At 75.2% G+C, this 21,188-nt stretch carries 23 protein-coding genes and 1 riboswitch; of the genes, 17 read left to right on the plus strand and 6 right to left on the minus strand.

Annotation, left to right across the window (positions count from 1 at the left end; all coding sequences use genetic code 11):
* Window positions 1-155: 155 nt before the first annotated feature.
* Both V9U69_RS03650 and V9U69_RS03655 read right to left on the minus strand, forming a co-directional pair.
* Window positions 156-1,430 carry an APC family permease gene (locus V9U69_RS03650; RefSeq protein ID WP_337059942.1) on the minus strand — a complete coding sequence of 425 codons (1,275 nt, stop codon included), beginning with the start codon at window positions 1,428-1,430 and terminating at the stop codon, window positions 156-158.
* Window positions 1,427-1,798: an ArsR/SmtB family transcription factor gene (locus V9U69_RS03655; RefSeq protein ID WP_337059943.1), complete on the minus strand. Its 372-nt coding sequence runs from the start codon at window positions 1,796-1,798 to the stop codon at window positions 1,427-1,429. The genes V9U69_RS03650 and V9U69_RS03655 overlap by 4 nt, the downstream gene beginning before the upstream one ends.
* Window positions 1,799-1,902: 104 nt before the next feature.
* Between V9U69_RS03655 and arsB the strand changes: the two genes are divergently transcribed.
* Genes arsB through V9U69_RS03670 form a run of 3 tightly spaced genes read left to right on the plus strand, consistent with a single transcriptional unit; the run spans window position 1,903 to window position 4,835 of the window.
* Complete coding sequence (gene arsB, locus V9U69_RS03660; RefSeq protein ID WP_337059944.1) at window positions 1,903-3,018, plus strand: ACR3 family arsenite efflux transporter; 1,116 nt, start codon at window positions 1,903-1,905, stop codon at window positions 3,016-3,018.
* Between the two features lie 13 nt (window positions 3,019-3,031).
* Window positions 3,032-4,405, plus strand: a complete 1,374-nt coding sequence (locus V9U69_RS03665) for an FAD-dependent oxidoreductase (RefSeq protein ID WP_337059945.1) — start codon at window positions 3,032-3,034, stop codon at window positions 4,403-4,405.
* Between the two features lie 25 nt (window positions 4,406-4,430).
* Window positions 4,431-4,835, plus strand: coding sequence for an arsenate reductase ArsC (locus V9U69_RS03670; protein ID WP_337059946.1), 405 nt, complete (start codon window positions 4,431-4,433; stop codon window positions 4,833-4,835).
* Between the two features lie 19 nt (window positions 4,836-4,854).
* Here V9U69_RS03670 and V9U69_RS03675 read toward each other — a convergent pair whose 3' ends face one another.
* The gene (locus V9U69_RS03675) at window positions 4,855-5,904 is read right to left on the minus strand and encodes a LacI family DNA-binding transcriptional regulator (protein WP_337059947.1); all 1,050 of its coding nucleotides are present in this window, start codon (window positions 5,902-5,904) and stop codon (window positions 4,855-4,857) included.
* A gap of 372 nt (window positions 5,905-6,276) precedes the next feature.
* Here V9U69_RS03675 and V9U69_RS03680 point away from each other — a divergent pair, with 372 nt between their 5' ends.
* The 11 genes from V9U69_RS03680 (at window position 6,277) to V9U69_RS03730 (ending at window position 14,965) form a co-directional block, all read left to right on the plus strand.
* Complete coding sequence (locus V9U69_RS03680) at window positions 6,277-7,566, plus strand: extracellular solute-binding protein (protein ID WP_337059948.1); 1,290 nt, start codon at window positions 6,277-6,279, stop codon at window positions 7,564-7,566.
* Between the two features lie 95 nt (window positions 7,567-7,661).
* The gene (locus V9U69_RS03685) at window positions 7,662-8,507 is read left to right on the plus strand and encodes a carbohydrate ABC transporter permease (RefSeq protein ID WP_442907571.1); all 846 of its coding nucleotides are present in this window, start codon (window positions 7,662-7,664) and stop codon (window positions 8,505-8,507) included.
* A gap of 3 nt (window positions 8,508-8,510) precedes the next feature.
* Entirely contained in the window at window positions 8,511-9,401 is an 891-nt protein-coding gene (locus V9U69_RS03690) for a carbohydrate ABC transporter permease (protein ID WP_337059950.1), read from the plus strand.
* Between the two features lie 37 nt (window positions 9,402-9,438).
* Complete coding sequence (locus V9U69_RS03695) at window positions 9,439-10,134, plus strand: ThuA domain-containing protein (RefSeq protein ID WP_337059951.1); 696 nt, start codon at window positions 9,439-9,441, stop codon at window positions 10,132-10,134.
* Window positions 10,119-11,258, plus strand: a complete 1,140-nt coding sequence (locus V9U69_RS03700) for a Gfo/Idh/MocA family protein (RefSeq protein ID WP_337059952.1) — start codon at window positions 10,119-10,121, stop codon at window positions 11,256-11,258. The genes V9U69_RS03695 and V9U69_RS03700 overlap by 16 nt, the downstream gene beginning before the upstream one ends.
* 53 nt (window positions 11,259-11,311) lie before the next feature.
* Window positions 11,312-11,761 (plus strand): RidA family protein, encoded by a 450-nt coding sequence (locus V9U69_RS03705; protein WP_337059953.1) that lies wholly within the window; start codon window positions 11,312-11,314, stop codon window positions 11,759-11,761.
* Window positions 11,758-12,807 carry a hypothetical protein gene (locus tag V9U69_RS03710; RefSeq protein ID WP_337059954.1) on the plus strand — a complete coding sequence of 350 codons (1,050 nt, stop codon included), beginning with the start codon at window positions 11,758-11,760 and terminating at the stop codon, window positions 12,805-12,807. Before V9U69_RS03705 ends, V9U69_RS03710 begins: the two co-directional genes overlap by 4 nt.
* A 47-nt stretch (window positions 12,808-12,854) precedes the next feature.
* Window positions 12,855-13,355 (plus strand): RNA polymerase sigma factor, encoded by a 501-nt coding sequence (locus V9U69_RS03715; RefSeq protein ID WP_337059955.1) that lies wholly within the window; start codon window positions 12,855-12,857, stop codon window positions 13,353-13,355.
* A 17-nt stretch (window positions 13,356-13,372) separates the two neighbouring features.
* Window positions 13,373-13,999: a methylated-DNA--[protein]-cysteine S-methyltransferase gene (locus tag V9U69_RS03720; protein WP_337059956.1), complete on the plus strand. Its 627-nt coding sequence runs from the start codon at window positions 13,373-13,375 to the stop codon at window positions 13,997-13,999.
* Window positions 13,996-14,208: a hypothetical protein gene (locus V9U69_RS03725; RefSeq protein WP_337059957.1), complete on the plus strand. Its 213-nt coding sequence runs from the start codon at window positions 13,996-13,998 to the stop codon at window positions 14,206-14,208. Before V9U69_RS03720 ends, V9U69_RS03725 begins: the two co-directional genes overlap by 4 nt.
* A 178-nt stretch (window positions 14,209-14,386) precedes the next feature.
* The gene (locus tag V9U69_RS03730) at window positions 14,387-14,965 is read left to right on the plus strand and encodes a DUF6328 family protein (RefSeq protein ID WP_337059958.1); all 579 of its coding nucleotides are present in this window, start codon (window positions 14,387-14,389) and stop codon (window positions 14,963-14,965) included.
* On the opposite strand, the gene V9U69_RS03735 is transcribed toward V9U69_RS03730, so the two are convergent.
* From V9U69_RS03735 to V9U69_RS03745, 3 genes are read right to left on the minus strand one after another with little or no spacing between them, the layout of a single operon-like run.
* On the minus strand, window positions 14,855-15,721 hold the full coding sequence (locus tag V9U69_RS03735; protein WP_337059959.1) for an ABC transporter ATP-binding protein: 867 nt from the start codon (window positions 15,719-15,721) through the stop codon (window positions 14,855-14,857). The two genes, V9U69_RS03730 and V9U69_RS03735, sit on opposite strands and share 111 nt — an antisense overlap.
* The gene (locus V9U69_RS03740) at window positions 15,718-16,743 is read right to left on the minus strand and encodes an ABC transporter substrate-binding protein (RefSeq protein ID WP_337059960.1); all 1,026 of its coding nucleotides are present in this window, start codon (window positions 16,741-16,743) and stop codon (window positions 15,718-15,720) included. The genes V9U69_RS03735 and V9U69_RS03740 overlap by 4 nt, the downstream gene beginning before the upstream one ends.
* Before the next feature lie 15 nt (window positions 16,744-16,758).
* On the minus strand, window positions 16,759-17,859 hold the full coding sequence (locus V9U69_RS03745; RefSeq protein WP_337059961.1) for a FecCD family ABC transporter permease: 1,101 nt from the start codon (window positions 17,857-17,859) through the stop codon (window positions 16,759-16,761).
* A gap of 180 nt (window positions 17,860-18,039) precedes the next feature.
* A riboswitch (SAM riboswitch) is annotated at window positions 18,040-18,149 on the plus strand.
* A 205-nt stretch (window positions 18,150-18,354) separates the two neighbouring features.
* On the opposite strand from V9U69_RS03745, the gene V9U69_RS03750 reads away from it, so the two are divergent.
* From V9U69_RS03750 to V9U69_RS03760, 3 genes are all read left to right on the plus strand, one after another.
* Entirely contained in the window at window positions 18,355-19,308 is a 954-nt protein-coding gene (locus tag V9U69_RS03750) for a MetQ/NlpA family ABC transporter substrate-binding protein (RefSeq protein WP_337059962.1), read from the plus strand.
* A gap of 1 nt (window position 19,309) precedes the next feature.
* Window positions 19,310-20,338, plus strand: a complete 1,029-nt coding sequence (locus tag V9U69_RS03755) for a methionine ABC transporter ATP-binding protein (protein WP_337059963.1) — start codon at window positions 19,310-19,312, stop codon at window positions 20,336-20,338.
* A 61-nt stretch (window positions 20,339-20,399) separates the two neighbouring features.
* A complete protein-coding gene (locus tag V9U69_RS03760) occupies window positions 20,400-20,999 on the plus strand; it encodes a methionine ABC transporter permease (RefSeq protein WP_255818506.1) in 600 nt (199 codons plus the stop codon).
* Window positions 21,000-21,188 lie beyond the last annotated feature (189 nt).

Consider the following 21,188-nt stretch of genomic DNA (forward strand, 5'->3'; position numbering starts at 1 on the left):
CTGGTGCGCAGCACCGGGTGAGCCTGGTGCGCAGCCCCGGGTGAGCCTGGTGCGCAGCACCGGGTGAGCCTGGTGCGCAGCCCCGGGTGAGCCTGGTGCGCAGCACCGGGTGAGCCTGGTGCGCAGCACCGGGTGAGCGCCTGCCCGTCCCGCCGTCAGGCCCCGCGGCGGGCGCGCAGCCGCCACGCGCGGTACGCGACGCCGACGGCGAGGACGAGCAGGCCGGCCAGGACCGAGCTCACCGGCAGGGTGGCCACCAGCACCACGCAGCCGGCCGCGCCCACGAGCTGCAGCGGGCGGGGGAAGCGGCGCCGGCCGGCCGGCTGGGTCCAGGCGGCGGCGTTGGCGACCAGGTAGTACAGCAGCACGCCGAAGGACGAGAAGCCGATCACCCCGCGCAGGTCGGTGGTCAGCACCAGCACGCACACCACCGCGGCCAGGGCGGTCTCGGCGTGGTGGGGCACCCGGTGGCGCGGGTGCACCGCGGCCAGCCAGCGCGGCAGGTCGTCCTCGCGGGCCATGGCCAGGCCGGTGCGCCCGACCCCGGCGATCAGCGCGAGCAGCGCCCCCAGCGCGGCGGCGGCCCCGCCGACGCGCACGACCGGCTCGGCCCAGTCCCAGCCGGCCGAGCTCACCGCCGCGGCCAGCGGCGCGTCGGAGGCGGCCAGGCCCAGCGGCCCCAGCACGCCGAGCACGCTGACCGCGACGAGCGCGTACACGAGAACCGCACCGGCCAGGGCGAGCTGCACGGCCCGGGGGATGGTGCGCTCCGGGTCGCGCACCTCCTCGCCGAGCGTGGCGATGCGGGCGTAACCGGCGAAGGCGAAGAACAGCAGCCCCGCGGACTGCAGGACCCCGTACCAGCCCCGCGCGCCGTCGGCGGCCGGGTCCGCGACCGCGTCCCACGAGAGCCCGCCGGAACCACCTGCCAGGCCGGCGGCCACCACCACGCCCAGCGCGACCAGGACCACGACCAGCAGGACGCGGGTCAGGCGGGCGGTGCGGGTGATGCCGTGGTGGTTCACCACCGTCAGCGCCACCACCGCGGCCGCGGCGGCCGGGCGCTGCCACGGGCCCGGGGCGACGTGGGCGGCGAAGGTCAGCGCCATCGCCGCGCAGCTGGCGGTCTTGCCCACCACGAAGCCCCAGCCGGCGAGGAAACCCCACCAGGGGCCGAGCTGCTCCCGGCCGTAGACGTAGACGCCGCCGGAGGTGGGGTACGTGGCGGCCAGCTGCGCGGTGGCGGTGGCGTTGCAGTACGCCACCACCGCGGCGATGAGCAGGCCGATCAGCAGCCCGGCCCCGGCGGCCGCGGCGGCGGGGGCGAACGCGGCGAACACCCCGGCGCCCATCATCGAGCCCAGGCCGATGGCGACCGCGTCGCCGGTGCCCAGCCTGCGGTCCAGCCGCTCTCCCGGCTGCGCGCTCACCGCACCGGCCCGGCCGGGGTGGCCAGCACGGCGGAGAGGGCGTTGAGGGTCTCCGGCACCACGGCGTAGTACGCCCACACCCCGCGCTTGTCGCGGGTGAGCAGGCCGGCGTCGACGAGGACCTTCAGGTGGTGCGAGACGGTCGGCTGGCTGAGTCCCAGGGGCTCGACGAGGTCGCACACGCACGCCTCGCCGCCCTCGTGCGCGGCCACCAGCGACAGCAGCCGCAGCCGGGCGGGGTCGGCGATCGCCTTGAGCGTGCGGGCCAGGGTCGCGGCGTCCTGCGCGCTCAGCGGCTCGCGGGTCAGCGGTGCGCAGCACGCCGCGCGCCCGGGCGCGGCGGCGATCGGCAGGGTCGAGGTGGCCACGGCGCCAGCATGCCACCGGGCATTCACCGGTGTCGATATTGACATCTGCCGATGTCTCCTGCCACGGTCAGTCATCGACGGACGTCGATGAAGGGACCTGCCCGATGAGCGACCTGGTCGCCGAGAACCCCCGCCCCACCGGATCCTCGGGCACCGAGACCCCGGTGCTGGCGCGCCTGTCGGTGCTGGACCGCTTCCTGCCCGTGTGGATCATCGCCGCGATGGCCCTCGGCCTGGCGCTGGGGCGCGTCGTGCCCGGCCTGGACGACGCCCTGAGCGCGGTGGAGGTCGGGTCGGTCAGCCTGCCCATCGCGATCGGGCTGCTGCTGATGATGTACCCGGTGCTCGCGAAGGTCCGCTACTCCGAGACCGGGCGCATCGCCGCCGACCGCAGGCTCATGGTCGCCTCGCTGGTGCTGAACTGGCTGGTCGGCCCGGCGCTGATGTTCGCCCTGGCCTGGCTGCTGCTGCCCGACGCCCCCGAGTACCGCACCGGACTGGTCATCGTCGGCCTGGCCCGCTGCATCGCCATGGTGCTGATCTGGAACGACCTCTCCTGCGGTGACCGGGAGGCCGCCGCGGTGCTGGTGGCGATCAACTCGGTGTTCCAGATCCTCGCCTTCGCAGCGCTGGGCTGGTTCTACCTGCAGGTCCTGCCCGGCTGGCTGGGGCTGCCCACCACCTCGGCCGAGTTCTCCGTCGGTGCCATCGTCGTCTCGGTCCTGGTGTTCCTCGGCATCCCGCTGGTGGCGGGGTTCCTCACCCGCACGCTGGGGGAGCGGGCCCGCGGCCGCACCTGGTACGAGGAGCGCTTCCTGCCGAGGATCGGGCCGATCGCCCTGTACGGGTTGCTGTTCACCATCGTCATGCTGTTCGCCCTGCAGGGCGACGCCATCACCTCGCAGCCCGGCGACGTGGCGCGCATCGCGCTGCCGCTGCTGGCCTACTTCGTGCTGATGTTCACCGGCTCGTTCGTCCTCGGGAAGGTGATCGGCCTGAGCTACGCGAAGACCTCCACGCTGAGCTTCACCGCCACCGGCAACAACTTCGAACTGGCCATCGCCGTGGCCATCGGCACCTTCGGCGTCACCTCCGGGCAGGCGCTGGCCGGTGTCGTCGGCCCGCTCATCGAGGTGCCGGTGCTCGTCGCCTTCGTGTACGTGGCGCTGTGGGCCGGGCGCCGCTTCTTCCCGGGCGATGCCACCGTCCCCACCCGCTGAGGAGGCGATCCCCGTGACGATCCCCACGACCGCCGGACCGCCCGTCGTCGTCATCGGCGCCGGCCCCGTCGGCCTGGCCGCCGCCGCCCACCTGCTCGAGCGCGGCCTGGAACCCCTCGTCCTCGAAGCCGGCGAACAGGTCGGCGCCGCGGTCCGCCAGTGGCACCACGTCCGGCTGTTCTCCCCGTGGCGCTACGACGTGGACGCCGCCGCCGCCCGGTTGCTGGAACCCACCGGGTGGCAGCACCCCGAGCCCGCCGGCCTGCCCACCGGTGGCGACCTCGTCGAGCAGTACCTCGAACCCCTGGCCGCCACCGGGGCCCTGGCGCCGCGCATCCGCACCGGTGCCCGCGTCGTGGCCGTCAGCCGGGTCGGGATGGACAAGACCCGCACCCCCGGTCGCGACGAGCGCCCGTTCCTGGTGCGCGCGCAGCACACCGACGAGCAGGGCCGCACGCGCGTCGTCGACCACCGCGCCCGCGCCGTGATCGACGCCTCCGGCACCTGGGAGCAGCGCAACCCCCTGGGCGTCTCCGGGCTGCCCGCCCTCGGTGAGGCCGAGGCCGCGCCGTTCCTGGCCGGTCCGCTGCCCGACGTCCTCGGTGCCGAGCGCGACCGCTTCGCCGGCCGCCGCGTCCTCGTCGTCGGGGCCGGGCACTCCGCGACCAACACGCTGCTGAACCTCGTGCAGCTGGCCGAGCAGGGCCCCACCGGCGGGCCCACCACCCGCATCGCGTGGGCGGTGCGCGGCGCCTCGGTGCAGCGCACCTACGGCGGCGGGGACCGCGACGGGCTGCCCGCCCGCGGGGCCCTCGGTTCGCGACTGCGCCGGGCCGTGGAGTCCGGGCACGTCGAGCTGCGCACCGAGGTCACCGTCCACGCCCTCGAACCGTCCGCCGACGGCACGGAGGTCACCGTGGTGGCGAAGACCCCGGCCGGCGAGCAGCGCCTGACCGTCGACGTCATCGCCGCGGCCACCGGTTTCCGTCCCGAGCTGGGGATGCTGCGCGAGCTGCGCCTGGACCTCGACCCCGGCGTCGAGGCACCGTCCCGCCTCGCGCCGCTGATCGACCCGGAGCTCCACTCCTGCGGCACCGTCCCGCCGCACGGCGCCGACGTCCTGGCCCACCCCGAGACCGGCTTCTTCACCGCCGGGACGAAGAGCTACGGACGGGCGCCGACGTTCCTGCTGGCCACCGGCTACGAGCAGGTGCGCTCCGTCGCCGCGCACCTGGCCGGTGACGCCGAGGCCGCAGCCGACGTCCGGCTCGACCTGCCCGAGACCGGCGTGTGCTCGGCCACCGGCCCGGCGCGGGGGTTCGCCACCGGCTCCGCCGGCGGTCGTGCCGCTGCGGAACCCGCCCCCACCACGACGACCTGCTGCTGACCCACCAGAGCCCCGGAGGAACCCCGTGACCGACAAGCCCAGTGTGATCTTCGTCTGCGTGCACAACGCCGGCCGTTCCCAGATGGCCGCCGGCTTCGCCACCGCCCTGTCGGGCGGCGCGGTCGAGGTCCGCTCGGCCGGGTCGGTGCCCGCCGAGCAGATCAACCCCGTCGCCGTCGAGGCCATGCGCGAGGTCGGCATCGACATCACCGGCGAGCAGCCGAAGGTCCTCACCCCCGAGGCGGTGCAGGCCTCCGACGCCGTGATCACCATGGGGTGCGGAGACACCTGCCCGATCTACCCGGGCAAGCGCTACGAGGACTGGGAGCTGACCGACCCCGCCGGGCAGGGGATCGAGGTCGTGCGGCAGGTGCGCGACGAGGTCCGCGCCCGCGTCGAGGCGCTGCTCGCCGACCTGCTGCCCGCCTGACCCCGCTCGGGGCGGCCCGTCAGGCGGGCGGGGGAGCGGTGGTCTCGCGCACGACCAGCTCGGTCGCGAGCTCCACGTGGTGCGAGTCCAGCTCCTCGCCCGCCGACATCCGCAGCACGGTCTTCAGCGCCACCCGCCCCATCTCCCGCAGCGGCTGGCGGATCGTCGTCAGCGGCGGCGTGGCGACCTCGGCGAGCTCGGTGTCGTCGAAGCCCACCACGGACAGGTCGTCGGGCACGCGCAGCCCGCGCACCCGGGCGGCCTCCATGACGCCCAGGGCGATGGAGTCGCACCCGGCGACCACGGCCGTGGGGCGGCGCGCGCGGTCCAGCACCTGCTCACCGGCGCGACGGCCCGGCTCGTAGGCGAAGTTCTCCGTGTCCAGCGCGGCCTCCGGCGGCACCGCCAGGCCCGCGGCCTCCATGGCCGCGCGGAAGCCGTGCTCGCGGGCCCGGTTGCAGGAGGAGGTGCCGGGGCCGCCGATGTAGACGATCTCGCGGTGCCCCAGCTGCAGCAGGTGCTGGGTGGCGGTCATGCCGCCGGTGAAGTTCGTCGAGCCGACGCTGGTGACCTCGCGGCGCGGCAGGTTCAGCGGGTCGATGACCACCAGCGGCAGGCCCACCTGCCCCAGCGCGTCCACGTGCTCGGCGGTCAGCTGCCCGGTGACGACGACGACACCGCAGCGACCCAGCGCCGCCAGGTCCCGCGCCCACGTGCGCGCCGGCGGCCCCTGGGTGAGGTCGTCGGCCAGGCGGCCCACGGCCACGGACACCCCCGCCTCGTCGGCGCCGCTCAGCACCCCCTCGATGACCTGCGTGGAGTACGCCCGCAGCTCCCCGTGGACGAAGAACTGCACCACGCCCGGCCCGGGCTGCGCCCGGCGCGCGGACGGCGGGGCGTAGTCGTGGCGGCGCAGCAGGTCCTCGACCAGGGCCCGGGTGTCCGCGGCGACGTCGTCGCGGCCGTTGACCACCTTGGACACGGTGGCGATGGAGACGCCGGCCGACTGCGCGATCGTCGCGAGCGTGGGGCGCCGCCCGCTCCTGGTGCGCTGGGTGCGTTCGAGCACGGCGGCCCTCCTCGGCTGGGTGTGCTGGGACTGTAACCGGGTCGGGCGCCGTCGCCCGCGGTGTGCAGCGTTGTACCGAAGTTCTATCGAAAACTTTACCCCGCTTCTCGGTGTCGCGGCGGCCACCAGGTCACGGAGGGACGACGAAAGAGGTGGACGGCTTGACCGTCGTCCGCGGGGATGCCTATGGTCTCGCTCAGACGCCGCTGTCGAAAGGTTTCGCCAGCGGTGAGAGGTCCAGGGACCCGCGGGTCCCCGGGGGTGGCAGTCGCCGCTCCCGCACAGAGAGCAGCCGCAGGGAAGCGGCTCGGCGCATCGGAGATCACAGTGGATCAGAACCGCACGTCCCGACGGTCCTTCCTCACCCTCGCCATGGCGACCCCCCTGGCCGCCGGCGCGCTGGCGGCGTGCGGCGGGTCCTCCGGGCCCGGCCAGGCCGCCGAGGGCGACGCGACCATCTGGTTCCTGACCGGGGAGCCCAAGGAGGCCATCCGCCGCCAGACGGTGGAGCTCTTCAACGAGCGCTCCGAGGTCGGCGACCTGGCGGTCACCGCCTTCCAGAACGACGCCTACAAGACCAAGATCCGCACCTCCATCGGCGCCGGACAGGCCCCCACCCTGATCTTCAGCTGGGGCGGCGGCAGCGTGCGCGACTGGGCCGAGGCCGGCCAGATCGAGGACCTCACCAGCTGGATCGAGGAGAACCCCGAGGTCAAGGAGCGCCTCTTCGACGCCGCCTGGACCCCCGGCATCGTCGACGAGAAGGTCTACGCGGTGCCGCACGAGACGGTGCAGCCGGTCGTCCTCTACTACAACAAGAAGCTGTTCGACCAGGTCGGCGCGCAGCCGCCCGCCACCTGGGACGACCTGATGGCCCTGGTGCCCGTCTTCAACGCCGCGGGCATCGCCCCCATCTCCCTGGCCGGCCAGTCCCGCTGGACCACGATGATGTGGCTGGAGTTCCTCGTCGAGCGCGTCGGTGGCCAGGAGGCCTTCCTCGCCATCAACGAGAACCAGCCGAACCCCTGGTCCAACCCGGACGTCATCCAGGCGCTCACCATGGCGCAGGACCTCGTCAAGGCCGGCGGCTTCGTCGACGGCTTCACCTCCGTCGTCGCCGACCAGAACGCCGACCAGGCCCTGCTCTACACCGACAAGGCCGCCATGCTGCTGCAGGGCAGCTGGGTCTACGGCTCCATGAAGGCCGACGGCGGCGACTTCGTCCCCGGCGGCAACCTGGGCTACCAGTCCTTCCCCGTCGTCACCGGCGGCAAGGGCGACCCGACCAGCACCGTCGGCAACCCGGCGCAGTACTACTCGATCTCCGCCGACGCCACCGAGGAGCAGAAGGAGATCGCCCGCGCCTACCTCGCCGACGGCGCCCTGAACGACGAGATCGCCACCGCGTTCATCCAGGAGGCCGGCGAGGTCCCCGTCCTCAAGGGGATCGTGGACCAGCTCTCCGAGTCCCCCGACCCGGAGTGGATGCAGTTCGTCTACGACGTCGCCAGCAACGCGGCCTTCTTCGGGCAGTCCTGGGACCAGGCCATCAGCCCGACCGCCGCCGAGGAGCTGCTGAACAACATCGCGCAGCTCTTCCTGCTGGAGATCGACCCGCAGACCTTCGCGAACAACATGAACGCGGCTCAGGCGGCGCAGTGAGCAATGCCCCCGTGGGTACCGTCGCGGTCGGACCGGCCGCGGCGGGCTCCGCCCCCGCGTCGTCCTCGGGGCGGCGCACCGGCTCCCTCACGTGGCTGGTGCTGCCCGCCCTCGGGTTCTTCATCGCCTTCGGCATCGTGCCGCTGGTCGGGGTCCTGGTCCTGAGCTTCACCTCCTGGGACGGCATCGGGGACGTCCGCTACGCCGGGCTCGACAGCTGGCGCTCGGTCCTCACCGATCCCGGCCTGCCGCACGCGCTGCTGGTGACGTTCCTCATCATGGCGCTCTCGTGGGCGTTCCAGACCCCGATCAGCCTGCTCATCGGCGTCTTCATCGCCGGCAACCAGCGCTACCGGGCGGTGCTGGCGGTGCTGTACTTCATCCCGCTGCTGCTGAGCTCGGCGGCCGTCGCCATCGTGTTCAAGGCGCTGCTGGACCCCAACTTCGGCATCGGGCCCGGTCTGGGCCTGGGCTTCCTCGCGCAGGACTGGCTGGGCCGGCCGTGGCTGGCGCTGTTCGTCGTCGTCTTCGTCGTGTCCTGGCAGTTCGTGCCGTTCCACTCGCTGATCTACCAAGGCGGGGTGCGGCAGATCCCGGCCTCGATGTACGAGGCGGCGCAGCTGGACGGCGCGGGGCGCGTCAAGCAGTTCTTCCACATCACGATCCCGCAGCTGAAGTACACGATCATCACGTCCTCGACGCTGATGGTCGTGGGGTCGCTGACCTTCTTCGACCTCATCTTCGTCCTCACCCAGGGCGGCCCGGGCGACGCCACCCGCTCGCTCGCCCTGGACATGTACCTGCGCGGCTTCCGGGCCAACCTCATGGGCCCGGCCAGCGCGATCGCCGTCATCCTGGTGCTCGTCGGCCTCGCCCTGGCACTGCTGCTGCAGCGCCTGGGCGGCAAGGACTCGAACACCAGCCAGCTGGAAGGGGCCTGAGACATGGCAACCGCGGTCTCCACGCCCCGCGAGGACCGGACCGGGAACTCCGGCGGCGGCCGCCGCCGCCGGGGTTCCGGCCACCGCAACTACCTCGGTGGCCTCGCCGGCTGGATCTGGCTGGCGATCATCATCGTCCCGATCTACTGGATCGTCGTCACCAGCTTCAAGCCCCAGGCGGAGTACTTCCGCAGCAACCCGCTGGCCCTGCCCTCCGAGCCCACCCTGGCCGCCTACCAGCAGGTCATCGAGTCGGACATCGCCCGGTACTTCCTCAACAGCGTCATCGTCACCGTCGGCTCCGTGGTGCCCGCGGTCCTGATGTCCTTCATGGCCGCCTTCGCCATCGTGCGCGGCGGCGGGGGGAAGTTCCTCAAGGCGGTCAACGGCGTCTTCCTCATGGGCCTGGCCATCCCGCTGCAGGCGACGATCATCCCCGTCTACCTGATCATCATCAAGATGGAGCTGTACGACACGCTCACGGCGCTGATCCTGCCGTCGATCGCCTTCGCGATCCCGCTGACGGTGCTGCTGCTGAGCAACTTCGTGCGCGACGTGCCCAACGAGCTGTTCGAGTCCATGCGGCTGGACGGCTCCAGCGAGTGGGGCACCATGTGGCGCCTGGCGTTCCCGCTGACGCGCCCGGCCATCGTCACCGTCTCCATCTACAACGCCCTGCAGGTGTGGAACGGCTTCCTGCTGCCCCTGGTCCTCACCCAGAGCCCGGACCTGCGCGTGCTGCCCCTGGCGCTGTGGACGTTCCAGGGCCAGTACACCGTCAACATCCCCGCCGTCCTCGCCGCGGTGATCCTGTCGACCCTGCCGATCCTCGTGCTCTACGTCGTCGGCCGCCGCCAGCTCATCGCGGGCCTGACCGCCGGCTTCAGCAAGTGACGCACCACCGCACCACGACCCCGGGAGGGTTCTGCTCGTGAGCGAACGCCGAGCGCTCGTCGTCCGAGGCGGCTGGGACGGGCACCAGCCCGTCGAGGCCACCGACCTGTTCATCCCGCACCTTCAGGCGAACGGCTTCACCGTCCGCGTCGAGGACTCGCCGAAGGTCTACGCCGACGGTGAGCACATGGCGGGCGTCGACCTGATCGTGCAGTGCAACACCATGAGCACCATCGAGAAGGACGAGCTGGCCGGTCTGATGACGGCCGTCGAGAACGGCACCGGCCTGGCCGGCTGGCACGGCGGCATCGCGGACTCCTACCGGAACTCGTCCGACTACCTGCACCTCATCGGCGCGCAGTTCGCCTGTCACCCCGGCAAGGCGCCCGAGGAGCGCGTCGGCGAGCAGTCGGACAACTACGTGCCCTACCGGGTCGAGATGCTGCCCGCCGCGGCCGAGCACCCCATCACGCGGGGGATCGGGGACTTCGACCTCGTCACCGAGCAGTACTGGGTGCTCGCCGACGACTACCTCGACGTGCTGGCCACCACCACCCAGGCCGTGCGCGCCTGGGACCCCTGGAACCGCCCGGTCACCTCCCCGGCGATCTGGACGCGCCAGTGGGGGAAGGGCCGCATCTTCGTCGCCACGCCCGGGCACGACGTCGAGGTGCTGCGCGACCCCAACGTCAAGACCATCATCGAGAGGGGCCTGCTGTGGGCGGCACGGTGAACCCGCTGCGCGTCGGCGTCGTCGGCGCCGGCACGATCAGCGCGCAGTACTCCGCGTGCCTGCAGCGGCTCCCGCAGCTGCGGGTCACCGCGGTGTCGGACCTGAACACCGAGCGGGCCGGCGCCCTGGCCGCCGAGCACGACGGCGCCCGGGTCCTCGCCCTGCCGGAGCTGCTGGCCGCCGACGACGTCGACGTGGTGCTGAACCTCACGCTGCCGTCCACGCACGCCGACATCGCCCTGCAGGCCATCGCCGCCGGCAAGCACGTCTACGGCGAGAAGCCGCTGGCGATGGACGTGGCCGAGGGCCGCGAGGTCGTCAAGGCCGCCGCCGCGGCGGACCTGCGGGTCGGCTGCGCCCCCGACACGGTGCTCGGCACCGGTGTGCAGACCGCCCGCGCGCTCGTGGACGCCGGCGAGATCGGCGTGCCGCACTCGGCGACGGCGTTCATGACCACGCCCGGGCACGAGCGCTGGCACCACTTCCCGGACTTCTACTACCAGCCCGGCGGCGGCCCGCTGCTGGACATGGGCCCGTACTACGTCACCTCCCTGGTGCAGCTGCTCGGGCCCGTCGAGCGCGTCGTCGGCGTGTCCTGGCGGCCGTCGGCCACCCGCACGATCGGGCAGGGCCCGCGGGCGGGGGAGAGCTTCGACGTCACGATCGACAGCTCCGTCGCCGGCATCCTCGTGCACGCCTCCGGAGCCGTCTCCACCCTGGTGATGAGCTTCGACACCTGGGCGGCGCGCCTGCCGCGCATCGAGGTGCACGGCACCGGCGGCTCCCTGTCCGTGCCGGACCCGAACCACTTCGACGGCACCGTGGAGGTCTACTCCGCGGCCAGCGCCCCCGCACCCGGCCCGGGCGCCGACCACGACGCGAACTGGCGCGACGCCGGCGTGCGCGCCGGGTACGTCGGTGCCGGTCGCGGGTACGGGCTGGCCGACCTGGCGATCGCCCTCGGCGAGGGGCGCCCGCACCGGGCCAACGACGAGGTCGCCCTGCACGTCCTGGACGTCATGGAGTCCGTGCAGCGCGCCGCCGACACCCGCAGCACCGTGGAGCTGACCACGACCTGCGAGCGGCCCGCGCCCGTCGAGACCCCCGTGGACCTCACCGCCTGAACCCCGGCGGACCTCCACGACCCGAGGACCCGCCCGTCCGGCACACTGCCCGCGTGAGCGAGCAGCGGCCTGGCGGGCGGGTCCTCGTGTCGTCGGGGGCACCGTGGGAACCCCTCGTGGGGTACTCGCGCGCCGTGCGCGTGGGCGACCGCGTGTGGGTGGCCGGCACGACCGCCGCCGGCCCGGACGGGCGCGCCACCGGGGACTGCGCCGGGGACGCCGCCGAGCAGACCCGCGAGGCCCTGCGCCGGGTCGAGGCGGCCCTGGAGGCCGCCGGTGCCCACCTGGCCGACGTGGTGCGCACCCGACTGCTGGTCACCGACATCTCCCGCTGGGAGGAGGTCGGCCGCGCCCACGGGGAGTTCTTCGCCGACGTGCGCCCGGCCGCCACGATGGTCCAGGTGGCCGCCCTCATCGACCCCACCCTGCTCGTGGAGGTCGAGGCGGAGGCCGTCGCGGGCAGCGGCACGAGCACCGTCCCGGCGCCGGGGACCGCCCCGTGACGGACGTGCGCGCCGCTGGCGTGCCGGAGGCGGTGCTGGCGCGCCTGGCGGCCTCGGCCGCGGCGGTCGACGCGGGCGAGCGCGACGCGCGCGAGGGCCTGCGGCTGCTCGGCACCGCGGGGCTCCTCGCACCGCCCGGCGTGCCCGGGGACCGGCTCCCGGCGGCGGTGGACCTGCTGCGGGCCGTGGCCTCGGTCAGCCTGGCCGACGCCTTCTGCGCCTGGTCGCAGACGATGGTCGTGGAGTACCTGGAGCGCTTCCCGCCCGCGGGGCAGGAGACGGCCCCGTCCACCGGGCTGCGCGCCGGCGCGGTGCCCGGCGCCACCGCGCTCGCGCCGGCCCTCACCGACCTGGCCGGCGGGCCGCCGGTGCCTGTGCTGGCCGAGCCCGCCGGTGACGGCGCCTGGCGGCTGAGCGGTGCGGTGCCGTGGGCGTCGAACCTCTTCGACGGGGCCGTCGTCGTCCTGCCCGCCCGCACCGCCGCCGACGGGCGCCTCGTGGTGCTCGTGCGGGTCGGCGAGCCGGGTGTGCGGGTGCGCCCGGCCGGTCCGCTGCTCGCCCTGGGCGGCACCGGCACCGGCGCCGTCGAGCTCGACGGGGCGGTCACCGCGGCCGTGCTCGGCGACGACCTCGCCGCGTTCGTCGGCGCCTGCCGCCCCGTGATGCTGCTGACCCAGGCGGCGATGGCCCTCGGCGTCGCCGACGCTGCCCTCGCCGGTGCCGCCGGCCGCCTCACCGGCCCCGGCGCCCTGCTGGCCGCGGAGCACCGCGCCCTGGGCGCCGGGCGCGACGACCTCGCCGCCCGCCTCGGCCGGCTCGCCGCCGACCCCGCGGCCGAGGGCCCCACCGGGCCCGCCGCCGCGCGCGTCGCGGTGCTCGACCTGCTGGCCCGCGCCGTGCACGCCGAGGGCCTGCTCACCGGCGGCACCGGCTACCGCCGCGACCACCCCGCCGCCCGGCGCCGCCGCGAGGCCGCGTTCCTGCCCGTGCAGGCCCCCACCGAGCTGCAGCTGCGCGCCGCCCTGGCCGCGGCCGCCGCGGGGTGAGCGGGCCGGCGACCTCACGCGGGCACCCCGCCGAGCGTCCACCGGGTGTGGAGGCACGCACCGCGGGGGAGCTGGAGCCGTTCGAGGCCGTCGTGGAGCGGCACGGCGCGCTGGTGCTGCGCGTGTGCCGCGCCGTCGTCGGCCCCGACGCCGCCGACGACGCCTGGTCCGAGACGTTCCTGGCCGCGCTGCGCGCCTACCCCGCGCTGCCGCCCGGCAGCGACGTGCGCGCGTGGCTGGTGACGATCGCGCACCGCAAGGCGCTCGACGCCCACCGCGCCGCCCGCCGGCGGCCGGTGCCGGCCGAACGGCTGCCCGAGGCCGCCGCGCCGGAGGAGCCGGTGCCCGACCCGGTGCGCGATGCGCGGCTGTGGGCCGCGGTGGCGGCGCTGCCGCCCAAGCAGCGCCGGTGCGTGGCCTACCACCACCTGGCCGGGCTGCCGCACGCCGAGGTCGCCGCCCTCGTGGGCGGCACGCCGGAGGCGGCGCGGCGCGCCGCGGCCGACGGGATCGCCGCGCTGCGCAGGACGTGGGGCGGGGAACGGTGACGAGAGGAGGGGCAGTGGTGGACCAGGACCTGTTCGCGACCGCTGACGAGGGGGCCGAGCTGACCGCGCTGCGGGCGTCCCTGGCCCGGCGCGCCGAGGCCGCGGGCCTGCTGGACGTCGCCTACCGCACGGTGGACTCCCCGGTGGGTCCGCTGCTGCTGGCCGCCACCGGGCGCGGCGTGGTGCGGGTGGCGTTCGCCCGCGAGGACCACGACGCGGTGCTCGCGCAGCTCGCCGCGCGGCTGAGCCCGCGCGTGCTGCACGCCCCCGACCGGCTGGAGGCGGCCGCGCGCCAGGTGGGGGAGTACTTCGAGGGCCGGCGGCGCGACTTCGCCGTGCCGCTGGACCTGTCGCTGGCGTCCGGGTTCCGCCGCGACGTCCTCGGCGTGCTGCGCGGGCTGGGCTACGGCACCACCGCCTCGTACGCCCGCGTCGCGGGACTGGCCGGCAACCCGCGCGCGGTGCGGGCCGTCGGCACCGCCTGCGCGCGCAACCCGCTGCCCCTGCTGGTGCCCTGCCACCGCGTGGTGCGCAGCGACGGCGGCACCGGCGAGTACCTCGGCGGTGCCGCCGCCAAGCGCCTGCTGCTGGCGGTGGAGGCCGGCTCGACGGCGGCCGGGGAGCGCGGCATGGTGGGCCCGTGACCGAGATCAGCGCAGCCGACTTCCCGCCCGAGGACTTCCAGCCCGAGACCGCCGCCCGCCCCGACGACGCCGAGGCCGTGGAGGACGCCGCCGAGCGCGAGCGGCTGAGCCGGGCGGCCGAGCGGCCCGAACCGGCCGACGCCGACGAGCGCGAGGAACCGGCCCTGGTCGACGACCCGGACGACCCCGAGGACGCCGCCGCGCTCTGACCCCGCCGGAGCAGCCCCGCCGGAGCAGCCCCGCCGGAGCAGCCCCGCTGGAGCAGTCCCGCCGGAGCAGCCCCGCTGGAGCAGTCCCGCCGGAGCAGCCCCGCCGGAGCAGCCCCGCCGGAGCAGCCCTCGCCGGACCGGCGGGCACGGCGGGGCGGGGGTGCCTACGGTGGGGCGGGTGAGCACCGTGCCCCTCGCCGAGCCGGGCGACCCGTACGCCGGCCTGCGCAACGAGACGCCCACCGAGCGGCTGGACCGCAACTGGGTGGAGCTGCTGCAGGAGCTGCGCGTGGTGCAGACCGGGGTGCAGCTGCTGGCCGGCTTCCTCATGACCCTGCCGTTCCAGTCCCGCTTCGACACCCTGGACACCTTCCAGCGCACCGTGTACGTCGTCGTGCTGATGCTGGCCGTGACCGCGATCGTGCTGTTCGTGGCGCCCGTGGGCTACCACCGGGCCCTGTTCCAGCGCCGCTCCAAGGCGCGGCTGGTGCGGGCGGGCACCCGCTACGCCAAGGCGGGGCTGGCCGCGGTGGGGCTCGTCGTCGCCGGCGGTGTCCTGCTGGTCGTCGACGTCGTCGGCGGCCGGGTGGCCGGTGCCGTCGCCGGCGGCGGCGTCGCGGTGCTCGTGGCGCTGTGCTGGTGGCTGCTACCGGTGCTCGCCGTGCGCGCCGCGCGCGCCGAGCAGGCCCGGGGGCAGGAGCGCAGCGGGCAGGACGGGCCCGGCGCCGGAGGCGCCCCCCGCGACGCGACCCGCTGAGGGCGAGCGCCGCAGCAGCAGCTGGAAGCCGTCCTCCACCTCCACCCGGCGCGCCTGGACGCCGTACACCGCCTCCACCCGGCGCGGGGTGAGCACGTGCCCGGGGTCCCCGGCGGCCACGACGCGGCCGGCGTCCAGCAGGAGCACCTCGTCGCAGTGCGCGGCGGCCAGGTTCAGGTCGTGCAGCACCACCACGACGGTGCGGCCCAGCCCGCGCAGCAGCGCCAGCACGTCGTGCTGGTGACGCACGTCCAGGTGGTTCGTCGGCTCGTCCAGCAGCAGGTTCGGCGCGTCCTGGGCGAGCGCGCGGGCGATCAGCACCCGCCGGCGCTCCCCGCCGGACAGCTCCGGGAAGGGCCGGCCCGCCAGGTGCAGCGCCCCCACCCGCTCCAGCGCGGCCGCCGCGCCCTCCTCGTCGGCGGCGCTGGTTCGGGAGAACGCCCCGCGGTGCGGGGTGCGCCCCAGCAGCACCACGTCCGCCACCGTCAGCGGCGGCACCCCCTCGTCCTCCTGCGCCACCACCGCCACCCGGCGGGCGACCTCGCGGGCGGACAGCGAGGCGACGTCCTCGCCGTCGACCTCCACGCGCCCGGCGGCCGGGCGCAGCGAGCCGTGCAGGGTGCGCAGCAGCGTCGTCTTGCCGCTGCCGTTGGGGCCGACGACCCCCAGCACCCGCCCCGGGGCGGCGTCGAGGTCCACCCCGTGCAGCACGGGCCGGCGGCGGTGCGCGAACCGCACGCCGCGGGCGCGGATCACGGGGCGGCCGCCGGCGCGGCCGGGCCGAGGGCGCCGGCGATGCGCTCCAGGCCCTCCACGGCCAGCGGCGTCGCCGGCTCCGTGAAGTTGAACAGCTGCACCAGGACCTCGCCGTCGCGCACCGCGCTGAGCGCCTGCGCGCCGGGCAGCGCCGTCACCGCCGAGCGCACCGCGGCCGGGTCGCCGTCGCTGTGCAGCAGCACCAGCACCTGCGGGTCGCGGGCCAGCAGCTCCTCGGGCGTGACCTCGAAGACGCGCTCGCCGACGTCGGCGAACACGTTGGTCAGCCCCGCCGCCTCCAGCTGGGGGGTGGCGGTGCTGGCGGCGCCGTAGGCGTAGGTGACGCCCCCGCCGACCGTGGGGTACAGGACAGCGGCCGTGCGCCGCGGGGCCCCGGCGGCCAGTGCCGCGTCCGTGCGCTCGCGCACCGCCTCCACGCGCTCGCGCAGGCCGTCGGCGACCTCTCGGGCGCGCTCCTCGCGGTGGAAGACGCGCCCGTACAGCTCCACCTGCGCGTACACGCTCTCGAAGCCGGGCTCCCCGCCCCCGGCGGGGCACAGGGCGGGTTCCTCCAGCAGCGGGACGCCCGAGGCGGCCAGCGAGGCGCGGTCCAGGCCGTCGACCTCGCCGAGCACCAGGTCCGGGCGCTGGGCGAGCACCACCTCGCGGGAGATGCGCAGGTGCCCGCTGGTGTCGGTGCGGTCCGTCAGCAGCGGCACCGCCTCCAGCTCCCGCAGCGCCGCCGCGTCGTAGTACTCCTGCGGGTAGAGCCCGGCGCGGGCCACGGCCCGGTCGAGCACCCCGAGGGCGTGCAGGTACGGCACGGGGGCGCTCTTGAGCAGGACCACCCGCTCCGGCGGGGTCGTCAGCCGCACCTGCTCACCGCAGTTGACGACCTCCAGGAGCTCGCCACCGGTGCCGTCCGCGCCGTCGGCCGGGCCGGCGCCGCAGGCGGCGGTGAGCAGGGCGCAGGCGGCGGCCAGGGCGGCGGGGGAGCGGCGGGTGGTGCGCAGGGCGGGCACGGGTCTCTCCTCGGGTCAGGCGGCGGTGCGGGTGCCGCGCACCAGCCACAGCAGGAACGGGCAGCCGGCGAGCGCGGTGACGATGCCGATGGGCAGCTCCTGCGGGGCGAGCACCGTGCGGGCCAGCAGGTCGGCCGCCACCAGGAACGCCGCGCCCAGCAGGGCGGCGGCCGGCACCGACCAGCGGTGCGCACCGCCCACCAGGCGGCGGGCGAGGTGGGGCACGACGAGGCCGACGAAGCCGATCGCACCGGAGGCGGCGACGAGCACGCCCACGCACAGGGAGACCGCGACGAGCAGCGCGGTGCGGAACGCGGCGGGGGAGACGCCCAGGCCGCGGGCGGTCTCGTCGCCCAGGGCGAGGGCGTCCAGGCGCGGCCCCCACGCGGTCAGGGCCGCGACGGTGCCGGCGGCCACGACGAGCACGGCGGTCAGCGGGGCGCCCCAGGAGGCCAGGCCGAGCGAGCCCAGCAGCCAGAACACCACCGAGCGGGCGCCCTCGGCGGAGCCGGAGGCGAAGACGAGGAAGCTGGTGGCGGCGTGCAGGGCGTACCCGACGGCCACGCCCGCCAGCAGCAGCCGCGCCGAGGTGACCCGCCCGGCGCCGCGGGCGACGGCGTACACCAGCACCGCCGCGGCCAGCGCGCCGGTGAACGCGCTGCCGGACAGGGCGTGCTCGCCCCAGCCGGCGCCGGCGCCCAGCAGGATGGCGGCGGCGGCGCCCGTGGAGGCGCCGGAGGTCACGCCCAGCAGCTGCGGGTCGGCCAGCGGGTTGCGGACCATGGCCTGCATCGCCGCCCCGCACACGGCCAGGCCCGCGCCGACCGCCAGGCCCAGCAGCACCCGCGGCAGCCGCACCTGCCACACCACCGCGTCCTCGACCGGGCCCCAGGCGGGGGTGGCCGGTGCGCCGAGCAGGTGGTGGGCGCTGATGCGCAGCACGTCACCGGGGGCCACGGCCGCCGCCCCCACCGCCGCGCCGGCCAGGGCGGCGGCGACGGCGGCCGCGACGAGGGCGGCCAGCACCAGGGTCCGGCGGCGGGTGGCGGCGCGCCGGCCCAGCGGGTCGCGCAGCGGGGCGGGCGTGGGACGGGGCGGGGCGCCGGCTGTCGGCACGGGACCTCCTGCGGCGCGGCGGGCTGGTGCTGTTGCAATCTACTCGCGACAAGGGCACCGCCCCGCGCTCGGCTCCCCGGTGCGGACGCGGATCCGGGCCGATCCGGGCCCGTCCGGGCCGACCCGGGGGTGGACCGGTGCGTTTTGACGTCCGATCCAGCGCCTCCTACGATTTGCGACGGCATCGAGTGTCAGCGACAAGCCCTGGCTTGCTGACCGGCAACCCTCGTCCGCGGTGGGGTGCTCCAGGTGAAAGCCCGGCGGGACGGAGCGTCCCGCAAGCGTGTGGCCGCCCGTCGCAGCAGCGACGGACCGGCCTGGCCGAGCAGGAGGCGACCCGTCGTGAGCCCACGCGCCACGTCCCCCTCGTGTCCCCGGGGCGGTACCGCCGCCGGCGGCTGACCGCCCCTCCCCGGCGAGCGCCCCTCGCCGCTCCCGCCGGCCGCGCGCCGGAGGCACCCCGAGAGCCCGCACCACCCCACGAGGAGACCCGAGTTGTCCAGCGCCGCCACCCCTCCCTCCCTGCCCGACAAGCCCGGGCGCAGCAAGCTGCCGATCGTCATCGGCGTCGCCGTCCTCGCGGTCGTCGCGATCGTCGTCGCGCTCGTCGTGCGCAACACCGGTGACGACGAGACCGCCACCACCGCGGCGGGCGAGACGCAGACCGTGCGCATCGGCGTCACCGACCAGGCCGAGCCGTACTGGCAGACCTACGTCGACCTGGCCCGCGAGCGCCTCGGCGTGGACGTGGAGCTGGTGAACTTCTCCGACTACAGCCTGCCGAACCCGGCTCTGAGCCAGGGCGAGGTCGACCTCAACCAGTTCCAGCACACCCAGTACCTGGCGAACTACAACGTCACCGCGGGCGACGACCTGCAGCCGATCGGCTCCACCGCCGTGTACCCGCTGCCGCTGTACTCCACCCGGTACGACGACCCCTCGCAGCTCCCGCAGGGCGCGAAGGTCGCCGTCCCGGACGACGCCATCAACGAGGCGCGTGCGCTGCTCGTGCTGCAGGACGCGGGCCTGCTGACCCTCGCCGACGGCGGTTCCGCCTTCTCCACCGTGCAGGACGTGCAGGACGCGAAGGTCGAGGTCGTCCCGCTGGACGCCTCCCAGACCGCCGGTGCGCTGCAGAACGGCTCCGTCGCCGCCGCCGTCGTCAACAACAACTACGCCACCAGCGCCGGGCTCGCCGTCGAGGACGTCGTCCACCAGGACGACCCCGAGAGCGCGGCCTCGGTGCCCTACGTGAACCTCTTCGTCTCGCGCGCCGAGGACACCGGCAACCAGACCTACCTGGACCTCGCCGAGCTCATCCACGACCCCGCCGTGCAGGCGGAGTTCGTCGAGAGCTACCCGCAGGCCGTCGTCCGCGACGTCGACCCCGCCACCCTGCAGGAGCAGCTGGCGGACGTCGAGGAGGACGCGCGGGCGGCGCAGGGCTGACGTGGCAGAACCCATCGTCCGCCTGACGGGCGTCACCAAGCGGTACGAGCGCGGCGGCAAGGCCGTCGCCGCCGTCGACGACGTCAGCCTCGACGTGCACGAGGGGGAGGTCCTCGCCGTCATCGGGTACTCCGGCGCCGGCAAGTCCACCCTCGTGCGGCTGGTGAACGCCCTGGAGGCGCCCACCTCCGGCACCGTGACCGTCGCCGGGCAGGACCTCACCCGGCTGGGCGAGAAGGAGCTGCGCCGGGCGCGCCAGCGCATCGGCATGATCTTCCAGCAGTTCAACCTGTTCCGATCGCGCACCGTCGCCGGGAACGTCGCCTACCCGCTGAAGGTGGCCGGCGTCCCCCGGGAGCAGCGCGACGCCCGGGTCGCCGAGCTGCTCGACTTCGTCGGCCTGCTGGACCGCGCCCACGCCCACCCCGAGCAGCTCTCCGGCGGGCAGAAGCAGCGCGTCGGCATCGCCCGCGCGCTGGCGACGAACCCGCCGCTGCTGCTGGCCGACGAGGCCACCAGCGCGCTGGACCCGGAGACCACCACCGAGGTCCTCTCGCTGCTGCGGCGGGTCAACCGCGAGCTCGGCGTGACCATCGTGGTCATCACCCACGAGATGGACGCCGTGCGGCAGATCGCCGACCGGGTCGCGGTCATGGAGGCCGGCCGCGTCGTCGAGGTCGGCGACGTCTACGACGTGTTCTCCACCCCGCAGACCGCCCCGGCGCAGCGGTTCGTGCGCAGCGTCCTGCACGACCGGCCCACCCGGGAGCAGCTGGCGCGGCTGCGCGAGCACCACCCCGGGCGCGTGGTCACCGTGCAGATCACCGACGAGGTGGGCCTGCAGAAGCGGATCGACGACGCGTTCGCCACCGCCGGGGTGCGCACCGAGCTCGTGCACGGCGGGGTGGGGGAGCTGCGCGAGCGGCGCATCGGCTCCCTCACCTACGAGGCCACCGGCCCCGACGCCGCCGTGGACGCCGCCCTGACCGCTCTGCGCGACGCGGGCGTGCGGGCCGAGGAGGAGGTCTGACGTGGAGGGTTTCCTCAGCACGCTCGACGTCTACGTCGAGTCCATCTGGGAGACGCTGTTCATGGCGCTCGTCTCGATGGTCGCCTCCGGCGTCCTCGGGCTGGCGCTCGGGATCGCCCTGTACGCCACCCGCCCCGGTCACCTGCTCGGCAACCGGGCCGTGTTCGGCGTCCTCGGCGTCGTGGTGAACATCGTCCGCCCCATCCCGTTCGTCATCTTCCTGGCGGCGGTCACGCCGCTGCAGATCGCGGTGCTCGGCACCACCATCGGCACCGGGGCGGTGACGTTCGCGATCGCGCTGGCCGCGGCGTTCGCCGTCTCCCGCATCGTCGAGCAGAGCCTCGTCGGGGTGGACCCCGGCGTGGTGGAGGCCGCCCGCGCGGCCGGCGCCTCCCGGCTGCGGATCCTGTTCGGGGTGGTCGTCCCCGAGGGCCTGGGCCCGCTCGTGCTGGGGTACACGTTCATCTTCGTCGGCATCGTCGACATGACCGCCCAGGCCGGTCTCGTCGGCGGCGGCGGGCTGGGCGACTACGCCATCACGTACGGCTCGCAGCGCTACGACTGGGGCATCGTCTACGTCAGCGTCGCCACGATCATCGTCATCGTGCAGGTCGGGCAGTTCGTCGGGAACCGCATCGCCCGCGGCGTCCTGCGCCGCTGAACCCTCCCGCTCCGCCGACGGGCGGGCCTCCGCACCGCCACCGGGCGGGTCCTCACGCCGTGGGGGCCCGCCCGTCGGCGTCCACCCGCACCCGCCCCTGCCTCCTCGGTGATCGAGGAAGTGGCAACTTCCTCGATCACCGAGAAGTGGAGGTGGGGGCGGGCGCGGGGGTGAGGAGGGGTGGGGTGA

The sequence above is a fragment of the Kineococcus sp. G2 genome (assembly GCF_037154035.1).
In the GTDB taxonomy this organism is placed as follows: Bacteria; Actinomycetota; Actinomycetes; order Actinomycetales; family Kineococcaceae; genus Kineococcus.

What these genes read in the sequence shown, in the direction of transcription:
- arsB (WP_337059944.1), top strand. Translation starts at nt 1,903, where the DNA reads ATGAGCGACCTGGTCGCCGAGAACCCCCGCCCCACCGGATCCTCGGGC.
- V9U69_RS03680 (WP_337059948.1), top strand. Translation starts at nt 6,277, where the DNA reads ATGGCGACCCCCCTGGCCGCCGGCGCGCTGGCGGCGTGCGGCGGGTCC.
- V9U69_RS03690 (WP_337059950.1), top strand. Translation starts at nt 8,511, where the DNA reads ATGGCAACCGCGGTCTCCACGCCCCGCGAGGACCGGACCGGGAACTCC.
- V9U69_RS03760 (WP_255818506.1), top strand. Translation starts at nt 20,400, where the DNA reads ATGGCGCTCGTCTCGATGGTCGCCTCCGGCGTCCTCGGGCTGGCGCTC.